The sequence below is a fragment of the Corynebacterium sp. HMSC074C05 genome (assembly GCF_001838325.1).
In the GTDB taxonomy this organism is placed as follows: domain Bacteria; phylum Actinomycetota; class Actinomycetes; order Mycobacteriales; family Mycobacteriaceae; genus Corynebacterium; species Corynebacterium amycolatum.
The window spans coordinates 78,499-101,377 of record NZ_KV836295.1 but is presented as its reverse complement, the minus strand read 5'-3'; the positions used below and the strand labels follow the sequence as shown (position 1 = coordinate 101,377).

Sequence of the window (22,879 nt, the reverse complement as noted above, 5' to 3'; positions counted from 1 at the left end):
CTGGCACGCGCCGGATGCAGTGCTGGTTGCGCTTTCGGTTGCGTCCTCGCTTGTGCACGCGGGCCACCTGCCACGCTGCAATCCACCATGCGTCAGCGCGGGTCAACGCGCGTCAATGCACATCACACCTCACAACTGACCTGTCACTCGACATCCACATAGGGGGAAACATTCATGACCACTCAAAACTCCAACCGTCCAACCAATCTTCCGACCAATCCGCTGACCGCTGCACAGTCCCAGCTGCGCTCGTATTTGACCAAGCGTCTGCACGCTCTGACAACTGAGGAAAACGGCATGTCAACCGTGGAATATGCTTTGGGAACGATCGCGGCCGCCGCTTTCGGGGCCCTGCTTTACACCGTCGTGACCGGCGGGGATATCACCCAGGCGCTCACCGACATCATCGAAAGGGCGCTCAACACCGATGTCTAGCCGCATCCGCTCTACGCTTCATCGCCTGTGCGTCGGCGACGAAGGCCAAACCACGGTAGAAACCGCTTTCGGTCTCGCGGCACTGGTCACGGTCATGGTCACGGCTCTGTCCGGGCTGGTCACAATCGCAATGTACCTAGGGCTTACCGACGCAGCCGGAGCCATCGCACGGGCTGAGGCGCGGGGCGATGCGGAGACAGTAGCCGAGCTTCGCGCAGACGCGGATGGGCAGGTCGCGATATCGGAAACCTCCGGTACCGTGCGCGTGACCATTCGGCGCTCAGCGGGGCCATTTTCGCTGGAAGCACGCGCGGTCGCACTGCGGGAAAGAGCGGCATCGTCATGAGAAACGTGACAGCCCGCCTTCTCCGCGAAGAAGAAGGTTCCACCACAGTCGCAGCTGCACTGTTCATCGCCGCTTTCGTCGTTCTGACTTTGGTCGGAGTTACGGCCGGGGTGAGGGTGGTGCAGGCGCGGCAGGCAGCGGTAGCAGCGGATCTGGCCGCGGTGGCCGGCGCTGTGGCTGCGCAAGAGAGCGACGATGCCTGCAAAGCTGCGGGGTCAATCGCAAAAGCTAACCACGCACGCCTTGTGACCTGTGAGATTGAAGGGGAGGACGTGCAGGTCAGCGTCCAACGAAAGGAGAGAAAAGCCACGTCCAGGGCAGGGCCGGTAGCGGTGGAGGATGCTGCTACTGGCCGTCGTTAAGCGCGCGCGACACCCCACTGAGCACCTTGATTGCGCCGGCCTTGTCCAGCGGATCGTTGCCATTGCCGCACTTGGGCGACTGGATGCACGATGGGCAGCCGGATTCGCACTCGCAGGCGGCGACGGCATCGCGGGTTGCGCGAATCCACTGAGCGAAGGCCTCGTAGCCACGGTCGGCAAACCCCGCACCACCAGGGTGCCCGTCGTACACAAAAACGGTGGGCTGCTGGGTATCGGCGTGCATGACCGTGGAAACACCGCCGATGTCCCAGCGGTCGCAGGTGGCAATCAGTGGCAGCATGCCGATAGCCGCGTGCTCGGCTGCGTGAAGAGCCCCCGGCGCGATGTCGGAGCCCACGCCCCAGGAGCGCAGGGTGGACTCGGGCATTGTGTAGGCCACGGCGCGCGTGACCAAACGCTGTGGAGGGTAGTCAAGTTCAACACTGTCGAGAATCTCGCCGGTATCCAGGCGGCGAAGATAGGAGGTGACCTGGTGAAAGACCTCGACCTGGCAGGAGGCGACCTGTAGGCCCTGGTAGTGGCGCATATCGTCAACATCGAGGATGCGGATGGTGGTGTCCATGCGCGAGCTGGTGGAATAGCGTGGCTGCTCGGGGTGGACTAGGGCGACGAGGCTGTCGAAGTCCAGCTGGTCGACAAGGTAGGACTCACCGCGGTGCAAGTAGACGGCACCGTCGTGGACCTGCTGCATCGCACGGCCAAGATCGATGGTGCCAAGCAGTCGGCCATCGGTCTGGTCGACGATAGCTACTTCCTGGCCATCGCCGCCACGGACGTTCACGGCATCGTGGGCAGTGGCAATGCGCGGTCCCTCATCGCGGTCGGTCGGGTAGTAGACGGGCTCTTGTCCTTCCCAGGTGCGCTTGCGCAACCAGCCTGCGGACACCATGTCTTCGGCTACGGGCATGGTTCCCCACGCTTGAAGCTGGCTGGTGGTGACGGGTTTCTCCACAGCCGCGCAGTAGAGGTGTGACCACACCACATGCGGGTTGCGGGGATCGAAGACGGTCTTTTCCACCGGCCTGCCCAGCAGCGCGGACGGGTTGTGGACCAAGTACGTGTCCATGGGGTCATCGCGAGCCACCAACACCACCAGCGCTCCCTGGCCACGACGGCCCGCGCGGCCGGCCTGCTGCCAGAACGAAGCGACCGTGCCCGGGAAACCGGCCTGTACCACCGCGTCGAGGCCACCGACGTCAATGCCCAGCTCAAGTGCATTGGTGGTGGCCACACCCAGCAGGGTGCCGTCATCGAGCATGCGCTCGATGTCGCGGCGTTCTTCGGCCAGGTAGCCGGCGCGGTAAGACTCGATGCGCTCGGCGATATCGCTGCGGCGGCGCTTTTCCAGGCGCTCGCGCACGCCGAGCGCTACCTTCTCGGCATTGCTTCGCGAACGGGTGAAGGTCAGGGTGCGGGCACCCTCGACAAGCAGATCGGCCATGATATCTGCGGCCTCTGTCGGGGCGGGGCGGCGCACGGGGGCGCCGTTCTCGCCTTGGAGGTCGGGGAGCAGGCCGGGTTCCCACAGGGCGATAGTTCGCTCGCCGACCGGGGCGCCGTCTTCGGTGATGGCCTCGACAGGCTCGCCGATGAGGCGACGAGCCTGGTCAGCGGGGTCGTTGGTCGTCGCAGAGGCAAAAATCACGGTCGGCGAGGCGCCGTACTCGCGGGATAGCCGCAGGAGGCGACGCAGAATCTGAGAGACGTTGGCGCCGAATACACCTCGATAGGCGTGGCATTCGTCGACGACGATATAGCGCAGGTTGCGCAGCATCCGCGTCCACCGAACATGGTTGCCGAGCACCGAAACATGCAGCATATCGGGGTTGGTAAACACCCAACGGGCGTGGTCGCGGATGGCGCGCCGGGCGTCTTGTGGGGTGTCGCCGTCGTAAAGCGAAATCAGCGAACTCAGTGACGCCGGTGCCATCGCGCGTGCAGTGTCCAGCTGATCGGCGCCCAGCGCCTTGGTCGGGGAGAGGTACAGCGCGGTGGCCGCGGGGGTGGCGGACAGTTCTGTGAGCACGGGCAGCAGGTAGCCGAGCGATTTACCCGACGCCGTGCCCGTCGCGACGACGCAGTGCACGCCCTCGCGGGCGAGGTTCGCGGTTATCGCCTGATGAGTCCACAGGTTCTCAATTCCGCGATCTACCAGCACTTCTCTCAGCCAACTTGGCACCCACTCAGGCCAAGGCGCAGTCACGCCAGCGCGCGCAGGAAGATCCGCAATGTGCGTCACCGTCGCCCGCGGATGCGCACGAATAACCGGCCCCAGCAGCTCCCGCCCAAACGACTCCACCGACACCACCCTTTCCTGTAAACGCGCACTTCATATGCTTGACGACGCTGCCTATCAGCCACATTCTCGCTATTCGACACCCCAGTTTGTCAGGGTCTCGAACACGGGTTTACGGGGGTGGCAAGAAGCTGTTCCTAATCGGCGCTCGCGCCCCAAACGTGGCAGACTTTTTGAGTGTATCGCCCGCCAACGGGCACCCAGCAAAAACTCGCACGAGGCGAAAGGGTGATTTGGCCGTGTTTACTTCATTGTGCGTGGCCGGATGTGTGGCGAATACTTGTTTTATCGAATCCTGAAGTTGGGAAGTTTTGTAATGGCACAGGGTACTGTGAAGTGGTTCAACTCGGAGAAGGGCTTCGGGTTTATCGCCCCAGCTGACGGTGGCAACGACGTGTTCGTTCACTACTCCGAGATCCAGGGCACTGGTTTCAAGACGCTGGAAGAGAACCAGGCAGTCGAGTTTGAGATTGGTGAGGGCCAGAAGGGTCCGCAGGCTCTGGATGTGAAGCCTCTGTAAGTCAACCGTTTCCGGGTTGAACTGGGCTATTGTCTGGTTTGGCGCGCGGAATTTTTGGCTTTTCAAGGTCCATGTTGTGTTCATAGGGTGAGCCTTGATTCTCCCACGTGGAAAGTAATTTCTGCGTGGGATTTTTGCATTTCTGGGGGGGGAAGGTGCGCGACAATCGCGGGGTAACAGGCAAAAAGTGTGTCCGCTCAGCGTTCCGACTGGCGCGTGGGCGGGTGGGCGCTTTTTGCTTCTTACCTCAATGCACGTTACTGACTGTGTTTATGGCTGGGGGCGTTGGATCGATGCGAGTTACTGACTACGTTTATGACAAAAACGGCCCGAAAAATGGCTTGAAAGTGTCATAAACTCATACAGTTTCACATTTGCAGCCCCTTCAGTCACACCCAAAATCCGCCCGATACTTGAGGAATCCACGCGACAAACTAGATTGTGTGTACGGTATTCCTTATATTCTTCATATTCTTTCCAGATAATCTTCCGGGAGAACGCGGCCGGGAACTGATTTGAACTGATCGGAACCGGTTGGAACTGATTGGAACTGATTGGAACCGGTTGGAACCGATTGCGGGCTTCTCACAGCTGAAGCCCGGCCAGAGTCCGGCCAAGAACCCCAAGATTTAAACGAAAACAAGAACCTAAACAGTCAAAAACATTCAACGTTGCAGGATAGAAAAACTTCTATGGCGAATTCAGACGGCCTAAAGCGCCTTGTAATTGTCGAGTCGGCGACGAAAGCTCGCAAGATTCAGCCGTATCTCGGCGATGATTACATCGTGGAGGCGTCGGTGGGCCACATTCGCGACTTGCCCCGTGGCGCAGCCGACGTTCCGGCTCGTTACAAGAAGGAGCCCTGGGCTCGTCTGGGTGTGAATGTCGACAACGGATTCGCCCCGCTGTATGTCGTCAGCGCTGATAAGAAGAAGAAAGTCGCCGACCTGAAGGCCAAGCTCAAGGAAGTCGACGAGCTCTATCTCGCAACTGACCCCGACCGTGAGGGCGAGGCTATTGCCTGGCACTTGCTGGAGGTTCTGAAACCCAAGGTGCCGGTGCGTCGCATGGTGTTCCATGAGATCACCAAGCAGGCCATCCTGGAAGCCGCCGCCAACACCCGTGAGCTGGACCAGAACTTGGTTGACGCCCAGGAGGGTCGCCGTATCCTCGACCGTCTCTACGGCTACGAGGTCTCCCCGGTGCTGTGGAAGAAGGTCATGCCGCGCCTGTCGGCAGGCCGTGTGCAGTCGGTGGCAACGCGCGTCATCGTCGAGCGTGAGCGCGAACGCATGGCGTTTATCTCCGCCGAGTACTGGGATGTCGCCGCAACTTTGGACACCGGCTCGGCTTCTGCTGACGCCAACCAGCCGAAGGAATTCGTCGCAACCCTGACCAGCGTTGATGGTCAGCGCGTAGCGCAGGGCCGAGACTTCGATGACCGTGGCCAGCTGAAGAAGTCCGATGGCATCCGGGTCGTCGATAAGCAGCTCGCCGAAACCCTGGCGGCGGACCTCGTGGGCTCTGAGCTCAAGGTCGCGTCGGTGGAGGAGAAGCCGTACACGCGCCGCCCGTACCCGCCATTTATGACCTCCACGCTGCAGCAGGAGGCGGGTCGAAAGCTGCATTACACCTCTGAGCGCACGATGCGTGTGGCGCAGCGTTTGTACGAAAACGGTCACATTACCTACATGCGTACCGACTCCACGACGCTGTCCAAGGCCGGTATCGATGCCGCGCGTAAGCAAGCGCTGGAGCTCTACGGCTCGGAGTATGTCGCCGATGCGCCGCGCCAGTACTCGCGCAAGGTGAAGAACTCGCAGGAAGCGCACGAGGCAATTCGTCCGGCGGGAGAGACGTTCGCAACGCCGGGGCAGCTGGCGGGATCGCTGGATGCCGAGGAGTTCAAGCTCTACGAACTGATCTGGCAGCGCACGGTCGCCTCGCAGATGGCCGACGCACGCGGCACGTCCATGAAGGTCACCATCGCTGGCGCCACCGACACGCACGCCGTCGAGTTCGCCTCCACTGGACGCACGATTCGCTTCCCGGGCTTCCTCAAGGCATACGTTGAGGTCTCCGCGCTTTCCGACGGCCGCAAGGTCGCCGACAACGCTGAGAAGCGTCTGCCACAGTTGACGGAAGGCCAGGGCCTGACGGCCACGGACTTCAGTGCCGACAGCCACTCCACCAACCCGCCTGCGCGCTTCACCGAGGCCAGCTTGGTGAAGAAGATGGAGGACTTGGGAATTGGTCGTCCGTCGACCTACGCGTCGATTATCAAGACCATTCAGGATCGCGGCTACGTCTACCCTCGCGGTAACGCACTGGTGCCCTCGTGGGTGGCCTTTGCCGTGGTGGGGCTGATGGAGGAAGCGTTCTCCGATCTGGTCAACTACGACTTCACCTCCGAGCTGGAGGATGAGCTCGACGGCATTGCTGCGGGCAACAAGGATCGCACGACCTGGCTGACCGGTTTCTATTTCGGTGATGACAAGGATCACCGCCACAAGGGTGCCGATGCCATTGCGACCCACGGTGGTCTGAAGAACATCATCGACGTGAACTTGGAATCGATTGATGCTCGGAAGGTCAATTCGCTCCACCTCTTCGACGATGCCGAGGGTAACCCAATCATCGTTCGCGTTGGCCGCTATGGGCCGTACCTGGAGCGCACTCGCCCGGGTACCGGTGAAAACGGTGCCGACGAGGTGCAGCGCGCCAACATCCCGGAGGCCATGACTCCGGACGAGCTGGATCTGGCCGCCGCCGAGAAGCTGCTGGCCATGCCGCAGGGTGGTCGTGAGCTGGGCATTAACCCGGCCAATGGTCGCATGATTGTTGCTCGTGATGGCCGCTACGGCCCCTACGTCACCGAGCTGGTCACCGATGAAGAGCGCGAAGGTGTCGTAGCCAAGGCTGAGGAGATCATCGCAGCTGAGCGCGCCGAAGAGGACGCTCAGCGCGCTGCCGAGGGCAAGCGAAAGAAGAACTGGGAAACCAAGACCGCTGCCAAGCAGAAGGAAAAGCGCACCGCGGAAATCATCGAGGAAACTCTGAAGCCGAAGACGGCCTCGCTGTTTTCCTCCATGGAGCCGTCGACTGTCACGCTGGAAGAGGCTCTGAAGCTGATGAGCCTGCCGCGCGAGGTCGGTGTCGACCCGGTCGATAACGAGGTTATTACTGCTCAGAATGGCCGTTACGGTCCGTACCTGAAGAAGGGCACGGACTCGCGTTCACTGGCTAACGAAGAGCAGATTTTCACCGTGACATTGGACGAGGCGCGTCGTATCTACGCTGAGCCGAAGCGCCGCGGTCGCGCTGCTGCGAAGCCGCCGCTGAAGCAGCTGGGCGACAACGATGTCTCCGGTCGCCCGATGTCGGTGAAGGATGGCCGCTTCGGTCCGTACGTCACCGATGGTGTCACCAATGCTTCGTTGCGCAAGGGTGATACGCCTGAGACGCTGACCGATGCCCGCGCCTGCGAGCTGCTGTCTGAGCGTCGTGCGAAGGAAGCCGCCGATGGTGGCACTAAGAAGGCTGCGAAGAAGTCGACTCGCAAGACCACAAAGAAGGCTGCGAAGAAGACCACCAGGAAGGCGGTCAAGCGCACCACCAAGCGAGTGGTGAAGGCGACCCGCCGGGGCAAGTAGGGCTTAAGGGGCCGCCGCGCCCGCCGCGCTCGGCGTACCCGGCGCACCCGGCGCATCCTGCGGAGCAGGCTTGGGGCCGCCGACCCCGGCCAACTCTGCCCGCATCGTCGGCCCGTACGACAGCCGGCGATGCACCTTCTCAAACGGACCCTGCATGCCGCGACGCTCCATCGCCCACGCGGCCAACAACGTCACCAGCCAGACACCAATAGCGATGAGTGTTTGCACAAATGCACCCATGTCGCGCGGGATGTTCAGAGTAAACGGGTACACCAGCACAAAGAAGATCACCGACTGCATCAGGTAGCCCGTCATCGAACGCTTGCCGAGCGCCACAATCGGCACCAGCCAACCAGGCACAGCGGCGCCCTCGTTCAGGCGTCGTTGGAGCGGCTGCAGCGCCAACGCCAGCCCGGCTAGGATGCCAGGACCGGCGAACACTCCGGCAAAGTTATTAATTACCAAGAAGGCCATGTGCTGTCCGGCTGGAAGAACTCCAATCGCTGCCAACCCCATGGGGATTCCGACACCGAAGGCGACGATCACGGCCACCACGAGCCACCGAATAAGCAGGGGGCGGTGCGCGTCAACGTCGTCAAGCACGCCCTTGCGAGCCCACACGAAGCCAATCATCATCACCGGCAGGTAGAGGAACAGCTGCAGCGGCAGGGTAGTGATGCTCATTGTCAGGACCTGCAGATTCGCGGCGAGCATATCCAGGTAACTTGTTTCAATCGCACCGCCGTTGACGAACTGGCTCATGTCGGAGCCGACGAACTCGGCGTCGGGCATCGCAATTACGAATCCCAAAAACAGCAGGCTCAGTGCAGCGTTGATCGTCAGCGCAATCCACGCGAGAATCGTCAGCACCTTGTTGCTGAGGCCCATAAGTAGCCCGAGGATGATGCCGCAGATGCCATAGAGAAACATGATGTCGCCAAAGAACAGAAACAGCATGTGCGCAACGCCGAACAGCCCCAGGAACGCATAACGCTTTACGACGACCACCCGCGCCCGCGACCGTGGAAAGTTCCTCCTGGCCAAACTGCGGACGATGAGTCCCACACCGAAGCCGAGCAGCGTTGCGAACATCGGCAGCCCGCGGTTATGCGCGGTCACTGCGGTAAACAGCACGGTGGCCTTGTCGGCGATGCTGTCGCTTATGACGCCGCCGAAGAATGCTGCGGGCAGTTCGGGATCTGCAACCAGCCAGGCGGTGGCAATGTTCGCGATCGCGATGCCGAGGAGAGCGAACCCGCGCGCAGCGTCGGGGACGAGCATGCGAGGTCTGGGGTTGGGGCTAGAACTGGGGCGGTTGTCAGTCATTCCTCCAACGTAAGGGAACTGTGGGTGGGTGCGCAGGTTGGCGGCGGACGGCGAGGTGGGGACGGCGGTTGTCGTGACGTTATGTTGTAGAAGCCTTGCGGTATATCGAAAAGCGATATAGTATCGAAAATCGATACATCGAATAACGATGTGTTGGGGTTTGGCTGCAGCTCCAAGCGCCCCGCAGAATAATCTCACTAACCGCGCCAATTACGGTGCAGTAAGGAAGTTAGCTATGGCATCTCCACAGACCAAGAAGCCAAATGACCCGTATGTCAATCAAACTAAGGAGCGCCGGGATGTAATCGTGAGCCTTTTTGCCGGAGTGTTTGCACTGGTTTACATTTTGCTCCAGCTCCGCCATCCGGTTCTTCATCAGCAGTTCCCCAGTGATCTGACCCTGCTTTTGCCCGAAGTGCTGGGAAGTGACAAAGGGGTTCCTATCGAGGTTATGAGTGGTGGAGTCCTCTCCTTGTTTATTGCTGCGACTGTTGTTCGATGCGCTATCGTCGCCGCGATTGCCGTGCTCTGCGTGTTGTTCTCACTCTCGTACCTGAAGGGCGAGTTTTTTACAGTTAAGACTGCGTGACGAGTTATGGCTATCTCCTGGCTGGTAGCGATGTATCCGGCAAGTAGTTTCCTACAGCATATGGGTGAAAACTGGGTCGCAAGTGGCCTGAATCTGAGCGCGTGGTACCAGCGTGATCATGCCGATTTCAATGAGCACCTGGGAATATGGTTTGTGCTTATGATAGTCATCTCCACTCTCGGAGTTATGTTGTTCCGAGCTGCGCGAATGCAGGAAGATCAGGAAGGACTCATTTAAATGGCGAAGGTTGTGTGCCACTTAGATGAGCTGCTTGAAAGCCGCGGAATGACGTTGGCAGCCCTTTCCGAACAGGTCGGGGTCACTCCGGTCAACCTCTCAGTGCTGAAAAACAACAGGGCGAAGGCCGTGCGATTCACGACGCTCACTATGTTGTGCGAAGCTTTGGACTGCCAGCCAGGAGATTTATTCTCGGTGGAGTAAGTGTGTTCGCCGTCTGAGAAGTCTAGGGGTACTGGGCGCCCAACGAGCCCTAAGCTTCGTCGGCAAGCGTCGGGCGCACCGGGCGTGCAAGCTGCGTCATGTGCGTACGGCCGCGCAGCTCCACGGACTTCAGGGTGGTCCAGCGAGCCTGCTCGTCCTCGTTGGCCAGGCGAATGGTGGAAGCTGTGGCGAGCACGCGGCCCGGGGTGTCCTTGGCCAGCTCGGTCAGACGGGCAGCCTGGTTAACCGCGTCACCAATAACCGTGTATTCAAAACGGTCGCGGGCACCGATGTGGCCGGCAACGACGTGCCCGGCGGAGACGCCGATACCCGCGGTGAGCTGGAGGTCGAGCAGTTCCTCGCGCAGTTCACGGGCTGCGGTGAGAGCGTGACCAGCAGTGTCGTCGAGGGGCAGGGGAGCGCCGAAGACAGCCAGAGCCGCGTCACCCTGGAACTTGTTGATAATGCCCTTATTGCGGTGCACACAGTCAACAACGTGGTCGAAGAAGGCATTGAGTTCACGGACAACGACCTCTGGCGAGTTCTTCTCCGCGAAGTTGGTTGAACCAATCACGTCCACGAATAGCACTGCGACGAGGCGATTCTCGCCGCCTAGAGTCGGCTTTTCTTCCAGGGCCTTACGAGCGACTTCAGAGCCGACGTAGCGGCCGAAGAGGTCACGCACCCGCTGACGCTCCTGCAGGCCGCGCATCATTTCGTTGAAGCCCGCTTGGAGGACACCCATCTCGGAGCCGTCGTAAATAGGCACGCGCGTTTCCACCTGGCCCTGGCGGACCTTGTTAATTGCGCCCGTGAGATCCCGAATCGGGTCGACGATGGACATGCTGGCCAGCATCGTGCCGAAATAGCCCGTGATGAGTGCCAAAACTGCCAACGCGGTAATCGTAGGCAGGAGATCCGCCGCATCATCTGTAAACATGCCACGGCGCTGACCGAGCAGCACAAGCAGGATTGCCACCACTGGAACACCGCTGGTCAACACCCATGTCTGGCGCAGGCGGTGACCAATCGGTGGCTCCAGCGAGGAATCCGGAGCCCGACGCGCCAGCGCCTCCACAGCGACCGGACGCACCATGCGCTCCGCAATCAGATAGGTCAACAGCGCCACCATGGCGCCACCGAGTACCGAGGTGAGCAGCACCATCATGCCAATCTTGCTGTCATAGGTGAACGCGACCGCGCTGAAGACAATCACGCCCAAAGACCAGATGACGGTACCCAAAAGTGCCTGGTAGACGGGCACGCGCATGACCAGATATCGTACCCGCCGCGGATCGTGCATATCCGGATGACGCTGCCATTTCACCAGCGGTTTGAACAGGATCCAGGTAGTGCCGATACCTGCGATAATTGCCAGAACCAGGTACCCAGCCAGGGCATAAATGACACTATTAGCCAACCGTGGCAAGTGAGTTTCTTGGTTCAGTGGCAACAGCATGCCGAGGAACAAGCCGACAATCATGGCTCCGACAAGGTTGCAGACGAAGATAAATGAGGCATAAGCAGGCCACATTGTCCCGCTTAGCCATTTCAGATTTCGCCAGAGCCGTTGCATGACTACTACCTTAGTGGCAACCCCGGATTGCAGGGAGTAGTTACCTCACAAGAGTCTCGTGGGGCGCGCTAGAGTTGTGGCCATGACAGAGCCCATGACAAAGCGCAGCGTGTTTTCTCGTATGCCCGAAACCGGTGGGGTACGCCAGCGGCTGCAGGCTGCTGTGCGCGCTGCGCATTATCGCTTTGCCAATGGTCAACCGCTGGCAGGCGATGGGGCGGAGGTTTCGCCGGAAGGTGGGGACGCGGGGTCGTCGTTAAGCGATGCGCCACGCGACTCGGACATGACGCACGCCTGGCTGTTCACTGGTCCTGCGGGGTCGGGGCGGTCGGTGACGGCGACGGCGTTTGCGGCGGCACTGCTGTGTACGAGGCATGACAACCCCGGATGCGGCGAGTGCGAGGGCTGCCGGACGGCGCTGGCGGGAACGCATGGCGACATCAAAATCGTGCGCCCGGAGGGCACCATTATCTCGGTGGCGACGGTGAGGGACGAGCTGCGGCCCTGGGCTTACAAGATGCCCACGACGGCGGATTGCCGCGTGCTGATCATCGAAGACGCCGACCGTCTCAACGAATCCGCCTCAAATGCGCTGCTCAAGGTGGTGGAAGAGCCGCCTCTGCGCACCGTCATCATCATGTGCGCACCAACGACAAACGCGGAGGATTTCTCCGTTACGCTCCGTTCGCGCTGCCGTCATGTCTATGTGCCGACGCCGCATATCGACGATGTCGCAGACCTCCTGCGCGCCGAGCGGCCAGAGCTTACCGACGAGCAAGCGGTCTGGGCCGCGACGGTGTCCAACGGTCACATTGGGCGTGCGCGTGGCTTTGTCTCCGATGAGGGCTCGCGTGCTTGGCGGGGTAAGGCCCTGGATTTCGTGGAGGCTGTGTTCGATCCGGCGAAGTCATACGTGGCGGCGCGTGAGCTGGCCAACGAAGTAGCAGGCGAGGTCAAGCGGCGGATGGAGCCACTAGAGGCTGAGGAGCTGGAGAACCTTGAGCGTTCGCTGGGTGTTGGGGCGTCCGGTAAGGGAGCGCAGGCGGCACTGCGTGGCTCTAAGGGTGTGATTAAGGAGTTAGAGGATAATCAGAAGCGGCGGCGCAGGCGTGCGGAGTCAGATCTGATCGACCTGTCGTTGACCGACATTATGGGGCTTTACCGTGACGCCCTGGTGCTGGCGTTTGGGGCGGAACGTGGTGGTGAGACTGCTTCGGGGGATTCGGGCTTTGGTGCTGGTTCTGAGTTTGGCGATGGCGCGGTCTACCTCATAAATCCAGACCGTCGTCGGACAGCCACGGAGCTAGCCCGACGCCTTCCGCCGGAGGCGATATTGGCCTCCATCGATGCTGTCACCGAGGTGCGCGGCATGCTCGTGACTGCAGTGAAGTTGACGGTCTTGATGGATGAATTGATGGCTAAATTGCAGATCGCGGGGCAGGTTGGTCGTAGGTAAGCCGGTAGCCGCGCCTAATGCAGCGGACTGCAGGCCCCATTTTGGTAGCGATGGGGGCAGTACAGTAGTATTACCGCTTGTACATTTTGTGCAGGGTTATTTCTGCTTGCTTGAAAGCTCGGCGCAATGTGCGTGCCGCCTTAGCTCAGTCGGTAGAGCGTCTCACTCGTAATGAGAAGGTCGCGAGTTCGATTCTCGCAGGCGGCTCGGTTTGAAACGGGATCCTTTAAAAAGGGTCCCGTTTTTTATTTTTTGGATCGGTCAAACATGAGGAGAGCGAATCCAGCGGCAACCCAGACGATGAGAACCCACCACGCTGCCCCAGCACCGTTGCCATCGAAAAATGACAGTGACCTGACTAGGTAGCCAGTCGCCCCAATGGGCATCCACTGGCCAAGGGTGGACCAACCGGCCGGAAGCAGCCAGGGGCCGGTGGACAGTCCAGAGAGCGGGTTCGCCAAGAAAATCGTCAAAATGGCGCCGATGCCCACACCGGGAGTGCCAATAATGGCCGCAAGCCCGGCGGTAAGCATTGAGGTAGCCAGGATTCCCAGAGAAATAGCCAGCCATTCCATGCCGAAGCTGCCCGAAAGCGTGCCGTAGACAGAGTGGAGCATCCACGTTGCCACGAGGGCTCCGAAGACTGCGATGCCAGCGAGGACACCCAATTTCGTCCACTTCTTACCTCGGAAGAGGAAGGTGGCTATAACTGCCGAGATGATACCGCCGAAAGCCAGCGGCAAGCCGAGGAGCGCGACACCGGAAGCTTGTGGGTCATCCTGTGTGGTTGGAGCCAAATCCTCCCGCTCTACAGGGATGTTTTGAGACTCGAGGGTCGTCGCAATGCCGTCGATAAGCTGCGAGTAAGGTGCGCCGTTGCCTGAAGCGGTGTAGGCGGTAGCGCCCGTCGGGGAGATGACGATGCCGCCAACAGTTTCGCGATTGAGGATTGACTCGCGTACGGCGTCAGGGGTGTCCATCACCTGGATATCAGGAGCATCGTCGCCAGCTTTGTGTTCGATGGCTTGGGTGATTTGTTCGGATATTGGGGCGGGGGCAGTCAGCGCAATGGGGACATCGTTCGGGCCGGAGGCAAATGTCGGTGCCAGGAACGCGAAGAGCATGAGCCCGATGACGAGCGGAATACCGAAGATCACGGCTACTGCTTTGGGGGCGGGTGAGGCTTTTTCGTCTCAGTCGTAGCTGTTGACATGGCCTATCTCCTAACTGGAGCAGAGTGTTTCACTTACAAAGTGGAGCATAGTGTTCCGTTTGTTAGGATGCAAGTGTGAGACAAGATGCAGTGATGAACAGTGATGCCATCGTGGAAGCAGCGCGAAAACTCTTGATAGAGCAAGGAGCCGGTGTATCCATGCGTGCGATTGCCAGGGAGGCCGGTGTCGGTTTAGCTACGGCAAGCAGGCACTTTCCCAGCAGGATTGAGCTTCTCGGCGCAGTCAGTGCTCGTGTTGCAGCTGATATCGACAGGGTTACTGAGGCAGCCGTAGCTCAGTTTGACGACGATCCGGACGGCGCTTGGCACGAAGCAGTCCACGCGATCGCGAAATTAAGTGTTGCGGCACTTGCCCAGGCATTATTCAGCGATCTCAATACCAGTTTGGGGAGCGAGGCGAAAAAGATTGATGGCATTATCGAAAAGCGAATGACGGAGTTGCGTCAGAGCTATACGCGACTGCTGGATAAGGCAAAAGCAGCTGGGCTATGCCCGGAGGACGTTGCACCGCTTGATTTCCACCTTGGGCTCGCTGTGGTGTCGCGTCCCCTTCCTAACTCTGCAGCGGTCGAGCAGTACTTTCCCGGTGTGCAAGAAAAGCTTGTGGACTTAATGCTTACGGGTTTGGCAGCACAGGCGAAGGGGAATCACTAAACCCCTCGGTGATAAGTCCTGAAAAATCCTGCACACGTCCCGACGTGCGGTGATTCCCCGAAACGAAGGGGGAGGAAATCTCGGAGCCGGCGACTCTCAATCGAGTGTTTGCTACTGTTACTCAGCACATAGCAGGTACGCGGAAACTAGGAGAACGCACTATGCGGCAGCCCGGACACCAGGGACTAGCAGTGCAGCGATCAGCAAGACGACTAGCTGTGGCTTTGGTGGCTGCGGCAATTTTGCCAGCCGGTCTTGTAGCTTGCACCATCGACACGGAGGCTTCCAAAGCAGGAAGCGCTCAGCAAGCTGCGTCGACAGAAACGCAAACGTCGTTGGCAGCTGAAGAAGAGGCTATGCAGATGCCGAACCCCACTCCGCCGAATGAGGAGTCTGCAATGTCTGATTCTGCTAACCCCGACGCAGTCGCTTCTGGCGATGCACAACAACAGCAAGCTAATCGCGCTACTTCGCGTGCCGACGGCTCCAGCGCTGTAGCCGGCAAGGTCATCTACCTCGACCCGGGACACGCCGGCACCCCACCACCAGCGGACATGATGGTCACTGACGGCCGCGGTGGCCAGAAGCCATGTAATACCTCCGGTACCGCTTCCAATGACGGCTTCCCGGAGCATGAGTTCAATTGGCTGATGGCGCAGGAAATTAAGCAGCTGCTCGAACAGCGCGGTGCTCAGGTGCTGCTCAGCCGCGTCGATGACACCGGTCGTGCAGATTGCATCGATGCCCGTGCAGAGAAGGAAAATGCCTCCAACGCCGATGCCGTGGTGAGCCTTCACGCAGATGGTGCTGGAGAGGGCAACCGCGGATTCCATGTGTCTGCGATTTCGCAGCCGCTCGCCAATAATGACGAGCAGGGATCTACCGCGCTGGCAACCGCGCTGCGCGATGCTTTTGTCGCAGCCGGTTTTGCTCCATCCAACTACCTCGGTAGCCAGGGGCTGAATCCGCGCGCTGACCTCACCGGACTCAACCTATCGACGAAACCAAAGGCACTGGTCGAATACGGCAACATGCGTGATAGCAGCGACATTGCCCTCTTGACCTCCAACGAAGGCCGTCAGCGCTTGGCAGAGGCCACTGTGGCTGGGTTGGAAGGTTTCTTGGCGCAGTAGCCAACCTGCGCATCCAGGCCGTAGCTACCTCACACCAGTCACCGCCACAGCAGCCACCACAGCGGCCAACCGGCCAACACGCTAACTAGCCGGGTTTGCCTTAGCTTTCGGTGTCATCGCGTCGTAAGGCTCCATCATGGGGATATCCAGCATGGTGCTGGGGACACCGAAGGCGTCGACAAGCACCTCAGACCAGGGGCCAAGGGAATCAACAAGATCGGCCAAGCCCGCCCGCGCGCCCTTGGTGCGAGTACCGGTGAGCAGTGACTGCTCCAAGAACCAGCCGGCGTTATCGCAGACCACCGACAGGAAGAACACATCGCGAACCTGCTCGAGCACCTCTTGAGAGCGCTCATCTGTGAGTGTGGATTCAGCTTCAAAGAACGCTTCCAAAATCATGCGATCGATATGCGCCCACGCGCAGGAAATCATGTGGTCCTGGACCTTGTCCACCAGCTTCGCGGCCTTTTCCACAGGCAGTTTCCGCGCCGGGCGCAGCCTGCGAGCAAGGGACTTGAGAAGTCGATTCTCGCGCTCGATGAGCAATTGCATCTGGCTGGCGGGGTCAAAGAGCGAGGACTCATCAGCGTCAGTCAGCGCATCCAAGAGGTTCTGAACGACGGCGTCCGCACCGGTGCGACGGCGCAAAATGCCACTGAAATTGTCGAGGCCGAAGCGCACCATTTCCAGGTTGGAAAAACTCTGTACCTCCCGGGCAAAACCACCCAAAAGTTCCTTGGTGACCAGCTGCAACATCACCACGTTGTCGCCCTCAAAGGTAGTGAATACGTCAGAGTCCTCTTTGAGAATGGTCAACAGGTTCTCCGCCATGTAGCCAGCTCCACCGGTGGCCTCACGCATCTCCTGGATGGCATCGGTGGCATGCGCGGTGTTGGCGACCTTCAATGCGGCGGCATGTGCCTCCGCTTCACGTAGATCGCGAGCCTGCTCCGGGGTTAGATTCGCACGGTCCAGCCCTTCCGCTTCGAGGTCGTGAATCCGCTTGATCAGCAGGTTGGTGGCAAATTGCAGACCGTACGAACGCGCAATGCGGGGGAGTAGTCGGATTCGGTGCTGGCGGTGCTCAATGAGTTTCTTTTCCGGCAGCGAATCGTCGGGAGCAAATTGGCGCCGCAAGTGTGCGTACTTGGTGCCGATGGTCAGTGCGGTGCGGGTTGCCGCACCAGCGGCCGCACCGACTGTCACGCGGCCGCGCACGAGGGCACCGAGCATCGTGAAAAACCGTGCATTGGGGCTGTCAATATCGCTGCTGTACTCGCCAGTGGTCGAGACATCTGCAAAACGGTTAAGCAGGTTCTCCCGCGGCACGCGGTAATGATCGAACATGAGAGTGCCGTTGTCCACGCCCAAGAGGCCACCCTTGGTGCCGTGGTCGCCAATCGCAACCCCGTCGACAGGCGAACCGTCATCATTGCGGATCCGGGCAACAATGCAGTGCACACCATGGGATTCTTCTTGTCCTGGTGTGTAGAGCTGGCAAAAAACCGCAGCCCAGCGCCCATCGCGCGCGGCGTTGCCCAAAAACCATTTCTCAGAGGAAGCTGTCGGCGAATTGAGGATGAATTCTTCCGTCTCGGGGTCGTAATGTGCCGTGGTTTCGAGTGATTGCACGTCCGAGCCGTGGCCGCGTTCGGTCATCGCAAAGCAGCCGAGAGCCCGCAGCTCAATGAGGTCACGCACCAACTCGCTGTGACGCTCAGTCCCCAGATTGCTGACAGCGCCGCCGAAAAGGCCCCACTGCACTCCGGACTTCACCATCAACGACAAGTCGGTGTGGCCGAGCATTTCAATCCCGGAGAGTGTCCCGCCGGTATCTCCTGTGCCTCCCTGGTCAGTGCGGAAAGCACCATAGGGCATGCCGGTCTTAAGCACCTTGGACAACGCCTCGGTGGTGTGCTGCCTGGCCTCCTCCACGGTCAGCCCAGAGGTGGGCCGCAGGGTGGGGTCTTCTAAAAGGGCGCGGACATCAGCGCGCGCCTCGGGGAAATAGCCGTCCAGGACCTTTTGCAGTGCGCGTGCCACTTCCGGTTCCGGACGGGAGGGGAGTGTCTTCGGAGCGTCGGTCGAGCGCCGGCGGGGGATTCGCGTGGAGCTGGAAGAATTCTGTGCCATAACCCAACGTTAATGGGATATCTGGGGCTTGGCAGTCGCTTTCGACGGAGAAACTCATGAGGAAATCGGGACCGAGGAAAGAGAAAACGGGTTACCGGGAGAAAAAGAAGGTGGAAACGCAAAAGCCGTCGTCAAGCAAATGCTGTGTTGTGCAATGCTTGACGACGGCTTACGTAATCAACCCTCGGTGGGGCAGATTCCTTAGCTGTGGGAACTAGACGCGCGACTTAACTTCGTCGAGGTTAGTTTCCGGGTGCTCGATCAGGTCTCGGTCTTCGAGACCCTTCGGCAGCAGGAACAGGGCAATCAGTGCCGGGATAGCCATGGCCATCAGGTAGACGGAGATGTAGAACGGGTTGCCGGTGGCGTCCATAATCATCTGGGCAATCATCGGAGCGAATGCGCCACCGAGGACGGCGCCGATGGCGTAAGCGATGGAAGCGCCGGAGTAGCGGACCTCCGCCGGGAACATCTCGGAGTACATGGCCGGCTGCGGACCGAAGGTCAGGGCCAGTGGCAGGGTGAGAACTGCGACGGTCATGATGTACAGGAACGGACCCTTATCCAGGAGGTTCCACATGACGGCCTCCCAAATCATAATCACGACGTAGCCGATGATGAAGGTCTTAGCGCGGCCGATACGGTCGGACCAAGCGCCAGCAAGGAACATGAAGATGGTCCAGCAGATACCGGCGACGAGAGTACCGGTCCATGCAACGGTTGCCGGGTAGCCCAGTGTCTTCTGTGCGTAAGCGCCGAAGAATGCAATCACGAGGTAACCGGTAGCCTGCTGAGCAGCGAAGATCAGGGCACCCTGGATGACCTTGCCCCAGTGGTTGCGGAAGAGCTCTGGCAGCGGAGCGGAGCGCTCAGCAGACTCGGCCTGCATAGCCTGGAAGACCGGGGACTCGTCGACGCTGCGGCGAATCATGTAACCAATCAGAACCAGGATGAAGGACAGCAGGAACGGCACACGCCAGCCCCAGTCCATGTAGGCTTCCTCGCCGACGATTGCCATAACAATCAGCATGGTGCCAGTAGCCAGGGTCAGACCCAGCGGAACACCGGCCTGCGGGAATGCGCCGTAGAGACCGCGCTTTTCCTTCGGTGCGTACTCCACGGACATCAGGGCTGCGCCGCCCCATTCGCCACCCGCGGAAAGTCCCTGGAAGATACGGAGCAGAACTAGCAGGATAGGTGCTGCGATGCCGATTGACTCATAGGTCGGCAGCAGACCGATGCAGAAAGTAGCTGCACCCATACCGATGAGGGTGAAGACCAGAATCATCTTGCGGCCGTAACGGTCACCGATATGGCCAGCGACGATCGCGCCAAGCGGGCGGAAGAGGAAGGAAATACCCAGGGTTGCCCAAGCGAGGACCTGGGCCACCTGTGGATTCGACTGTGCAGCAGGCTCGATGAAGTGCGGAGCAAGCACGATAGCTGCGGCCTGAGCGTAAATCAGGAAGTCATAAAACTCGATGGTCGTACCCACGAGAGTTCCCGTGAGCACCTGACGGCGCTGCTTGGGATCATTCGCGATGATCGAAGTAGTCATAAAAAACAAGACTTTCTTTACATACCCGTCCGCACGGCCATCGAGGACCTTGGTGATCTCAGCGGTCGCGCAGAAATCGCCCCAGGTTTTTCTCAGCCAGCGCTTGGGGAAAGGACAGAATGTTTGACGGTGTCGAATTCTTACACAGCCAGACCGGTAGCGACCAGCGTTTGAACTTCAGCGAGCGGTGACAAAAAGTGAACAACGGGGGTAATGGGGGTTGGTGAATGGCGGTAGAGTTCCTTTGTTTGTGACCGATTTATTTATACACATGTCTGAAAAAGGCGGATTCGGGGGTGTGTAAAGGGGGTGCGTTGGGCGCTACTTAACGACGGGTTGTTTCTGGCTCAATTTGCGCGACCTAGTGGCCGTCTATGTGTGAGATTGTCTTAAATAGGGGAAATCTGCGTTTTATGGCTGTTCGACTACCCCCACATTGAACTAATTTGTAATTATATATTCAGAAGTTGTGCGAATGGTGTGGCAAAAGTGGCTCAAGATACAGAAGAAGTAACGGAACAATAACGATGTAGTGTCGAAAAGGGCACTGCCCCCGGATGGGGCAGGGAAACAAGGTTGGCAACAAGTCACCCCGAGACGGGGGTGTGGGCCCCAGGTTTCAGGGGCATTTTGGGGCGGTGGTAGCGCCAAGCGCCGAAACCACCCCGACACATCTTTTGTGGTTAGCCCCCGTAACTCAATTTCCACCATTGCGCGTAAGGCGCTGGGGACCGTCGTAAAGTAAACGACATGTCTTCTCACGCAGGAACTAACGGCAATGAAAATGAGGTACCTCACGGCAGGGCCAAATCCAATAAGGGCACGCCGTTGTGGTTGCTCGCCGCAATTGCAGTTTTCGCCGTCGCGTGGGGTGGCAACGAATTCACGCCGCTGATGGTGATGTACCGCGAAAATGCCGACCTGGCGCCGGTGTTCATTGACCTTCTATTGCTGGTCTACGCCCTCGGCATCGCGCCGGCACTGCTGATTTCTGGCCCAATCTCGGACCGTATCGGCCGTAAGCCGGTGATGCTCGCCGCGCCGGTTCTCTCGATTCTGGGGTCGACTCTTATTGCGTTGGGCGAGACTACCGCCCCGCTTATCCTCACTGGTCGCTTTATCTCTGGCTTGGCAGTCGGCATTGTCATGGCCGTGGGCGGCTCGTGGGTAAAGGAGCTCTCCGATCCGCGCTTTGACCCCAAGGCCAAGTCAACCTCGGGCGCGAAGCGTCAGTCCATGGCTCTGACCTTGGGCTTTGGTCTGGGTGCGGGAATTGCCGGCACGCTAGCGCAGTTCGCACCGCTGCCGGGGCAGCTGGCTTATATCATCCACATCCTGATTTCTATCCCGACAATCTTCGGTCTATTGGCTGTGCCGGAGACCCGCCAGTCTCCGCACCTGGGCGGCAGCAACGCCCCGCACGAAAGCGTCTGGGAGTCCCTGCGTACCCCTTCGGTAACTAACCGTCGCTTCCTGCTCGTCGCCGCGATGGGAGCGCCGTGGGTCTTCGGTGCAGCCGGTGTTGCCTACGCAATCATTCCGTCGTTGCTGCAGGACCACGTCTCCCAGCCAGTGTTCTACTCCGCGATGGTCACACTGTTCGCGCTACTCTGCGGTTTCGGTATTCAGCAGATTGGTCCACGCTTTGTGACCGAGCACAACGCCCGCGGTTCGCTAATCGCAATTGGCATCGTGGTTATCGGCATGGGAATGGCCGCATGGATGTCCGCCAACCCCACCGCAGTGACGGCGTTCATTGCAGCGCTGGTGTTGGGCGCCGGCTACGGTCTGTCCATGTTTACCGGCCTCAACGAGGTACAGCGCATCGCTGGCCCACGCGATATGGCTGGTCTGACCGGTATCTTCTACTGCCTGACCTACGTCGGCTTCGCATTCCCGGCAATTCTGACCAAGCTCTCCGAGTCCATCTCCTGGATGACCTACCCGGTCATGCTCGGTGGCGGTATGGTCATCGCCATCCTGATGGGCTTGGTTATTTTCTTCAATTCCACTGTCAACCTGCCACAGCGCGCTGAGTAATCTCGCATTCCTCGGGAGACTAATCAACCCCGTCAATGTGAGGTTGGCACACGTATAAGCGGTTCTCCTTACTAAGCGCCTATAGTTCTTCCTATGGAGAAGCACAAGAACGAATCACCGGCCACCGCGATGACAGAATCGTCGGCAAGCGCGAAACCGCGCGCGCTGGTGACGGGTGGTGCGGGATTTATCGGTTCGACGCTGGTTGACCGGCTACTGGCTGAAGGGTACGCGGTCACGGCGCTGGACGATCTCTCCCACGGAAAGCTGGAAAACCTCCAGCAGGCATCGCTTAACGACGATTTTGAGTTCATAACCGCCGATGTGCTGGAGGTGGACTGGGACGAGCTGCTCGAGCAAAGCGGCCCGGAGGTTATTTTCCACCTCGCAGCGCAGATTGATGTGCGGATTTCCGTGGCCGACCCGGTGCGAGATGCGACGCTGAACATCATTGGCACAATCAAACTTGCCGATGCGGCCCGAAAGCACGGTGTCCGCAAGGTTGTGTTTACATCGTCGGGCGGTTCCATCTACGGCACGCCGGAGGAGCTTCCGGTGACGGAAAATGTGCCGGTCAATCCGATGAGCCCCTATGCCGCCTCAAAGGCAACGGGCGAACTGTACTTGAATATGTTCCGCAATCTTTACGGGCTCGAATGCTCGCACATCGCGCCGGCGAATGTGTACGGCCCGCGGCAGGATCCGCACGGCGAGGCCGGTGTGGTGGCTATTTTCGCTCAGCGACTGCTGGCGGGAGAGCCAACCAAGGTATTCGGTGACGGAGGAAATACCCGCGACTATGTCTATGTCGACGATGTGGTGGATGCTTTCTACCGCGCATCCGGCGAGGTCGGTGGTGGAATGCGCTTTAATATTGGCACCGGCGTAGAAACCTCGGATCGGCAGCTGCACTCGTTGGTGGCGCAGGCTGCGGATGCCGAGGATAATCCAGAGTTTGCACCGCCGCGCACTGGTGATGTGGCGCGGTCGGCGTTGGATCCCACGCGGGCGCGTGAGGTACTCGGCTGGGAGCCAGCTATGAGTATTCAGGAGGGCGTTGCCCGTACTGTGGAGTACTTCCGGAATCAGGGCTAGCGCAACTTGCG

General features: G+C 59.6%; 18 protein-coding genes and 1 tRNA gene. 13 read left to right on the top strand and 6 right to left on the bottom strand.

Annotated elements, in window-relative coordinates; genetic code table 11:
- The first annotated feature begins 174 nt into the window (after positions 1 to 174).
- The 3 genes from HMPREF3042_RS08610 to HMPREF3042_RS08600 are packed head-to-tail and all read left to right on the top strand — an operon-like array spanning position 175 to position 1,143.
- The gene (locus HMPREF3042_RS08610; RefSeq protein WP_070856806.1) at positions 175 to 435 is read left to right on the top strand and encodes a DUF4244 domain-containing protein; all 261 of its coding nucleotides are present in this window, start codon (positions 175 to 177) and stop codon (positions 433 to 435) included.
- On the top strand, positions 428 to 781 hold the full coding sequence (locus tag HMPREF3042_RS08605; protein WP_053092999.1) for a TadE family type IV pilus minor pilin: 354 nt from the start codon (positions 428 to 430) through the stop codon (positions 779 to 781). Before HMPREF3042_RS08610 ends, HMPREF3042_RS08605 begins: the two co-directional genes overlap by 8 nt.
- Complete coding sequence (locus tag HMPREF3042_RS08600) at positions 778 to 1,143, top strand: Rv3654c family TadE-like protein (RefSeq protein ID WP_070827629.1); 366 nt, start codon at positions 778 to 780, stop codon at positions 1,141 to 1,143. Before HMPREF3042_RS08605 ends, HMPREF3042_RS08600 begins: the two co-directional genes overlap by 4 nt.
- Here the strand turns inward: HMPREF3042_RS08600 and HMPREF3042_RS08595 are convergent.
- The gene (locus tag HMPREF3042_RS08595) at positions 1,127 to 3,463 is read right to left on the bottom strand and encodes a DEAD/DEAH box helicase (protein WP_070857037.1); all 2,337 of its coding nucleotides are present in this window, start codon (positions 3,461 to 3,463) and stop codon (positions 1,127 to 1,129) included. The two genes, HMPREF3042_RS08600 and HMPREF3042_RS08595, sit on opposite strands and share 17 nt — an antisense overlap.
- A gap of 313 nt (positions 3,464 to 3,776) precedes the next feature.
- Between HMPREF3042_RS08595 and HMPREF3042_RS08590 the strand changes: the two genes are divergently transcribed.
- Both HMPREF3042_RS08590 and topA read left to right on the top strand, forming a co-directional pair.
- Entirely contained in the window at positions 3,777 to 3,980 is a 204-nt protein-coding gene (locus tag HMPREF3042_RS08590; protein WP_005511370.1) for a cold-shock protein, read from the top strand.
- A gap of 692 nt (positions 3,981 to 4,672) precedes the next feature.
- Complete coding sequence (topA, locus tag HMPREF3042_RS08585; protein ID WP_070856805.1) at positions 4,673 to 7,633, top strand: type I DNA topoisomerase; 2,961 nt, start codon at positions 4,673 to 4,675, stop codon at positions 7,631 to 7,633.
- Between the two features lie 3 nt (positions 7,634 to 7,636).
- On the opposite strand, the gene HMPREF3042_RS08580 is transcribed toward topA, so the two are convergent.
- The gene (locus HMPREF3042_RS08580) at positions 7,637 to 8,959 is read right to left on the bottom strand and encodes a DUF418 domain-containing protein (RefSeq protein WP_371440726.1); all 1,323 of its coding nucleotides are present in this window, start codon (positions 8,957 to 8,959) and stop codon (positions 7,637 to 7,639) included.
- A 235-nt stretch (positions 8,960 to 9,194) separates the two neighbouring features.
- Between HMPREF3042_RS08580 and HMPREF3042_RS11025 the strand changes: the two genes are divergently transcribed.
- Positions 9,195 to 9,548: a hypothetical protein gene (locus tag HMPREF3042_RS11025; RefSeq protein ID WP_246822385.1), complete on the top strand. Its 354-nt coding sequence runs from the start codon at positions 9,195 to 9,197 to the stop codon at positions 9,546 to 9,548.
- 237 nt (positions 9,549 to 9,785) lie between these two features.
- Positions 9,786 to 9,989, top strand: coding sequence for a helix-turn-helix domain-containing protein (locus HMPREF3042_RS08570; RefSeq protein WP_005511351.1), 204 nt, complete (start codon positions 9,786 to 9,788; stop codon positions 9,987 to 9,989).
- A gap of 49 nt (positions 9,990 to 10,038) precedes the next feature.
- Here the strand turns inward: HMPREF3042_RS08570 and HMPREF3042_RS08565 are convergent, their stop codons facing one another.
- A complete protein-coding gene (locus tag HMPREF3042_RS08565) occupies positions 10,039 to 11,565 on the bottom strand; it encodes an adenylate/guanylate cyclase domain-containing protein (protein ID WP_191622167.1) in 1,527 nt (508 codons plus the stop codon).
- 82 nt (positions 11,566 to 11,647) lie between these two features.
- On the opposite strand from HMPREF3042_RS08565, the gene HMPREF3042_RS08560 reads away from it, so the two are divergent.
- Both HMPREF3042_RS08560 and HMPREF3042_RS08555 read left to right on the top strand, forming a co-directional pair.
- A complete protein-coding gene (locus HMPREF3042_RS08560; RefSeq protein ID WP_070856803.1) occupies positions 11,648 to 13,021 on the top strand; it encodes a DNA polymerase III subunit delta' in 1,374 nt (457 codons plus the stop codon).
- A 134-nt stretch (positions 13,022 to 13,155) separates the two neighbouring features.
- Positions 13,156 to 13,228 (top strand) — tRNA-Thr (locus HMPREF3042_RS08555).
- 38 nt (positions 13,229 to 13,266) lie between these two features.
- Here the strand turns inward: HMPREF3042_RS08555 and HMPREF3042_RS08550 are convergent.
- Positions 13,267 to 14,178: an SNG1 family protein gene (locus HMPREF3042_RS08550; protein WP_241482050.1), complete on the bottom strand. Its 912-nt coding sequence runs from the start codon at positions 14,176 to 14,178 to the stop codon at positions 13,267 to 13,269.
- A gap of 131 nt (positions 14,179 to 14,309) precedes the next feature.
- On the opposite strand from HMPREF3042_RS08550, the gene HMPREF3042_RS08545 reads away from it, so the two are divergent.
- On the top strand, positions 14,310 to 14,909 hold the full coding sequence (locus HMPREF3042_RS08545) for a TetR/AcrR family transcriptional regulator (RefSeq protein ID WP_048732292.1): 600 nt from the start codon (positions 14,310 to 14,312) through the stop codon (positions 14,907 to 14,909).
- 161 nt (positions 14,910 to 15,070) lie between these two features.
- Complete coding sequence (locus HMPREF3042_RS08540; protein ID WP_016421946.1) at positions 15,071 to 16,042, top strand: N-acetylmuramoyl-L-alanine amidase; 972 nt, start codon at positions 15,071 to 15,073, stop codon at positions 16,040 to 16,042.
- Positions 16,043 to 16,123: 81 nt separating this feature from the next.
- Here the strand turns inward: HMPREF3042_RS08540 and HMPREF3042_RS08535 are convergent, their stop codons facing one another.
- Both HMPREF3042_RS08535 and HMPREF3042_RS08530 read right to left on the bottom strand, forming a co-directional pair.
- Positions 16,124 to 18,175, bottom strand: a complete 2,052-nt coding sequence (locus HMPREF3042_RS08535) for an acyl-CoA dehydrogenase family protein (RefSeq protein ID WP_070856802.1) — start codon at positions 18,173 to 18,175, stop codon at positions 16,124 to 16,126.
- A 214-nt stretch (positions 18,176 to 18,389) separates the two neighbouring features.
- Positions 18,390 to 19,733: an MFS transporter gene (locus HMPREF3042_RS08530; RefSeq protein WP_070856801.1), complete on the bottom strand. Its 1,344-nt coding sequence runs from the start codon at positions 19,731 to 19,733 to the stop codon at positions 18,390 to 18,392.
- A 750-nt stretch (positions 19,734 to 20,483) separates the two neighbouring features.
- Here HMPREF3042_RS08530 and HMPREF3042_RS08525 point away from each other — a divergent pair.
- Both HMPREF3042_RS08525 and HMPREF3042_RS08520 read left to right on the top strand, forming a co-directional pair.
- The gene (locus tag HMPREF3042_RS08525) at positions 20,484 to 21,773 is read left to right on the top strand and encodes an MFS transporter (protein ID WP_070856800.1); all 1,290 of its coding nucleotides are present in this window, start codon (positions 20,484 to 20,486) and stop codon (positions 21,771 to 21,773) included.
- 129 nt (positions 21,774 to 21,902) lie between these two features.
- Entirely contained in the window at positions 21,903 to 22,868 is a 966-nt protein-coding gene (locus tag HMPREF3042_RS08520) for a GDP-mannose 4,6-dehydratase (protein WP_038629306.1), read from the top strand.
- The last annotated feature ends 11 nt before the right edge of the window (positions 22,869 to 22,879 follow it).

Bases quoted from the DNA above. Each gene is read 5' to 3' on its own strand.
- HMPREF3042_RS08610 (WP_070856806.1), top strand. From the start codon at position 175: ATGACCACTCAAAACTCCAACCGTCCAACCAATCTTCCGACCAATCCG.
- HMPREF3042_RS08605 (WP_053092999.1), top strand. From the start codon at position 428: ATGTCTAGCCGCATCCGCTCTACGCTTCATCGCCTGTGCGTCGGCGAC.
- HMPREF3042_RS08600 (WP_070827629.1), top strand. From the start codon at position 778: ATGAGAAACGTGACAGCCCGCCTTCTCCGCGAAGAAGAAGGTTCCACC.
- HMPREF3042_RS08590 (WP_005511370.1), top strand. From the start codon at position 3,777: ATGGCACAGGGTACTGTGAAGTGGTTCAACTCGGAGAAGGGCTTCGGG.
- topA (WP_070856805.1), top strand. From the start codon at position 4,673: ATGGCGAATTCAGACGGCCTAAAGCGCCTTGTAATTGTCGAGTCGGCG.
- HMPREF3042_RS08580 (WP_371440726.1), bottom strand. From the start codon at position 8,959: ATGACTGACAACCGCCCCAGTTCTAGCCCCAACCCCAGACCTCGCATG.
- HMPREF3042_RS11025 (WP_246822385.1), top strand. From the start codon at position 9,195: ATGGCATCTCCACAGACCAAGAAGCCAAATGACCCGTATGTCAATCAA.
- HMPREF3042_RS08570 (WP_005511351.1), top strand. From the start codon at position 9,786: ATGGCGAAGGTTGTGTGCCACTTAGATGAGCTGCTTGAAAGCCGCGGA.
- HMPREF3042_RS08565 (WP_191622167.1), bottom strand. From the start codon at position 11,565: ATGCAACGGCTCTGGCGAAATCTGAAATGGCTAAGCGGGACAATGTGG.
- HMPREF3042_RS08560 (WP_070856803.1), top strand. From the start codon at position 11,648: ATGACAGAGCCCATGACAAAGCGCAGCGTGTTTTCTCGTATGCCCGAA.
- HMPREF3042_RS08540 (WP_016421946.1), top strand. From the start codon at position 15,071: ATGCGGCAGCCCGGACACCAGGGACTAGCAGTGCAGCGATCAGCAAGA.
- HMPREF3042_RS08535 (WP_070856802.1), bottom strand. From the start codon at position 18,175: ATGGCACAGAATTCTTCCAGCTCCACGCGAATCCCCCGCCGGCGCTCG.
- HMPREF3042_RS08530 (WP_070856801.1), bottom strand. From the start codon at position 19,733: ATGACTACTTCGATCATCGCGAATGATCCCAAGCAGCGCCGTCAGGTG.
- HMPREF3042_RS08525 (WP_070856800.1), top strand. From the start codon at position 20,484: ATGTCTTCTCACGCAGGAACTAACGGCAATGAAAATGAGGTACCTCAC.
- HMPREF3042_RS08520 (WP_038629306.1), top strand. From the start codon at position 21,903: ATGACAGAATCGTCGGCAAGCGCGAAACCGCGCGCGCTGGTGACGGGT.